The organism is Mycobacterium sp. NGS49 (assembly GCF_059812565.1).
In genome coordinates this window covers 1-3,163 of the sequence record NZ_JCALCX010000080.1, presented here as the reverse complement: position 1 = coordinate 3,163, position 3,163 = coordinate 1, and the positions used below count along the sequence as shown (strand labels likewise).

Annotated in this window: 2 protein-coding genes; both read right to left on the bottom strand. The window is 68.7% G+C overall.

The features are described from left to right. Nucleotides 1-97: 97 nt before the first annotated feature. Nucleotides 98-1,852 carry a serine/threonine-protein kinase gene (locus tag AC5Y7D_RS30705; RefSeq protein WP_499929928.1) on the bottom strand — a complete coding sequence of 585 codons (1,755 nt, stop codon included), beginning with the start codon at nucleotides 1,850-1,852 and terminating at the stop codon, nucleotides 98-100. Nucleotides 1,853-1,932: 80 nt separating this feature from the next. Next, the coding region (locus AC5Y7D_RS30700) for a serine/threonine protein kinase (protein ID WP_499929926.1) at nucleotides 1,933-3,163 on the bottom strand (1,231 nt) is incomplete at its 5' end.

Below are 3,163 nucleotides of genomic sequence, written 5' to 3'. Positions count from 1 at the left end.
CGCACCCGCAACCCCACCAACTCATCCATCCCACGCCTCCGCTACACCAACCAAACCGCCCGAATCATCACTCATCCGAAGCGCTACGGCCACCGGGTCACGAGTGTTTGGCCCACCATTTATACAGCTGGTCGAGATTGGGAACCTGCTGCTTCCCGCCGACGAGTGAGTACACCAGGGTCTGCTCGTTGCTCCACATCACCTGTGGGTCGTTGCCCTGGTAGATCCCGCAAGCCATCTGGCCCAGGACCGTTTTCGGGTCCTGGGTGTGCCACCAGTTGCCCGGAGACACCTTCCCGCCCGGGCACTGCTGGATGGTGAAGGTGGTGGTGAATGCGGTAAAGGCCTTCTTCAGCGATGGCACGTCGGGAAACAGCCCGTAGGCCGACAGCCGCGGGCCGTTGGCATCGGTGTTCTGCCCACACGACACCGACACCAGGGCGCCCGGCATCGTCTTGGTGTCCGTCGTGCACGACCCGGCGGGATAACCGGAAGGCAGCAGGCCCATCAGCCGGGCCTGTGCCACCGGTGGAGCGCTTGACGACGGCGGAGCCGTTGTGGTGGTCCGCGATCCGGTCGCAGTGGACGGCCGGGTGGTGGTGGTCCGTGATCTGTCGGCCCCGGCGTGGTCGTCGTGTTTGGTGGCGGCCCAGATGCCGAGGGCACCCAGCATGAGGACCAGGATGACCCCGGCGACCCCGGCGACGATCGGCCACGGGTTGCGGGCGCGCACCGCCGGGGGTGGGTTGGCGGGATGCCACGGCCCGGGCAACGGTTGCGGCGGCGGCTGAAGTGGCGGGCCCGGCGGCCGGCCGGGCCCTGGGCCGGCCGGCGATGGTCCGGGACGCGGCGGGCCGGCATGGTGCCCGGCCGGACCCGGTGCGGGGGAGCGTCCGGGCCCGGGACGGGCCGGATCGGGACGTGAAAACGGTTGCGGGGGTGGACGGTTGATGAATTCGTCCGGTATGGCGCACTCCTGGCTGCGGCGCACGATCTGAGCGGCGTAGTCCTGGTCGGGGTGGCTGAGGGCCTGGTGCGCTGCCCGGGCCAATTCACCGGCGCTGGCATAGCGGCCCGCCGGTTTCTTGGCCATGCCGCGGGCGATGACCGCGTCCAGGGACCTTGGAACGTGTGGTCCTGCCGCGCTGGGTCGCGGGATGGGGTTGTTCATGTGCGCGCTGATCAGCACGCCGGCGTGGTCGGAAGGGTAGGGCGCGCTCCCGGTCAAGCACTCGAACAACACGCACGCCAACGCGTAGATGTCGGCGCGGTGCGTAATGGCGTCATTGGTAAACCGTTCGGGGGCCATGTATTTCCAGGTGCCCACCGCCGTACCCAATTGGGTGATCTTCTCGTCGGTGTTGGCGCTCGCGATGCCGAAGTCGACCAGATAGGCGAAGTTGTCGCGGGTGACCAGGACGTTGGGCGGCTTGACGTCACGGTGCAGCACCCCGGCGGCATGGGCGGCGTCGAGTGCCGAGGCGATCTGGGTGACGATGGCCACCGCCCGGGGAGCGGGCAGCGGGCCGTAGCGGGTGAGCATGTCGTCCAGGTCGGTGCCCTCGATGAGGCGCATCTCCAGAAACATCTGCCCGTCGATTTCGCCGTAGTCGTGGATCGGTACCACGTGCGGTTCCTGCAGTCGCCCCGCGATGCGGGCCTCACGCTTCATCCGCTCGCGAAATACCGGGTCGCTGCTCACGGTCTCCGACATCAGCTTGACAGCCACGGTCCACCCTTTGACCGAGTGCTCAGCCTCGTAGACCTCGCCCATGCCCCCGCGGCCAAGCAGCCGTTTCAGGTGGTACGGCCCGAACTGTGCGCCCGCCCGCGAGTCCGGCGGCCCGGTCATCGTTGCGATCCAAAAGCGTTGCGCGGCTTGAACATTGCACTCGTGGGTTCGCTATTCGACGACCGGCCTGTCGGCCCCGGTCAGCCGTACTTGGCCCACCAGTTGTGCAGGTCCTCCAGGGTCGCGGGATCACCGAAAACGTCACTGAGCATGAGCTTGCCCTCGTTGCTCCAGATGACGTTCGGGTGGTTCTTGTAGGTGCCGCAAGCGATCATGCCGGCGGTGACCGTGGGGTCCCGGTCGTAGTGCCAGCCGTCGGGCGACGGCCCTTCCCCGGGGCAGTTGGAAAGCTCGACCGCGGCGATGTCGTCGTTGAAAGCCTGCTTCAGCGCATCGACATTGGGGAACAGCCCATAGATCGCGCGGCTTGGACCACCCTGATTGGTGTTCTGCCCGCAGTCGACCATGGCGACGGTGCCGGTCCACACGCTGTTGGGCTTGGGCGTTGTCGTCGTGCACGTACCGGAGGGATAGCCCGAGGGCAGCATCGACAGCAGCTTGCTCTGTGGGTCGCCGCCCGGAGTGGTCGTCGCGGGGGAACTCTTGGCGGTGGTAGACCTGCCGGAGCTGGGGACCGAGGTGGTCGACGGCTCGTCCGCCTTCTTGGAATCGTCCTTCCGGGTGACCAGCCAGATGCCGATGCCGGCGACGAGGAGCACCACGACCAGTGCTGCGACCCCGGCAATGATGGGCCACGGATTGCGCTTGCCGCCCGGCGGCGGCCCGCCCTGGTTCCACGCCGGCGGGACGCCTGGTTGCTGGGGCGGCGTAGTGCCGGGAGGCGTGCCGCCCCAGCCGCCGCTCTGGAAGTACTGCGGCGCCTGGGTGGGCGGGCCCTGGGCGGGAATCGGGCCGCTCGACGGGATCGGGCCGCTCGCCGGAGCCCATGACGGCGCATTAGTCGGTGTTTGCCGCTGCAGCGGGCCGGAGCCGATCGCGTCGCCGTAGGCGGGAGGTGGCGAGTACTGCGGAGGCGGCGGGCTGCCGGTGGGCACCGACGGTGTCACCGCGGTGCCGGGCATTGTCGATTCGCGGCTGCGCCGCAGGATGTCCTCGGCGTGGTCCTGATCGGGGTCGCTCAACGCGTCGTGCGCTGCCCGCGCGAAGTCGCCGGCGCTGGCGTAGCGGTCCTCGGGTTTCTTGGCCATGCCGCGGGCGATGACGGCGTCGAAACCCTTCGGGATGCCCGCGCGTGCGGCGCTGACCTGGGGGACCGGGTCCATCAGGTGCGCCGTCACCAGCGTTGTCGCACTGTCGGCACGATAGGGCGGGCTGCCGGTCAGGCATTCGTACAGGACGCAGGCCAGCGCA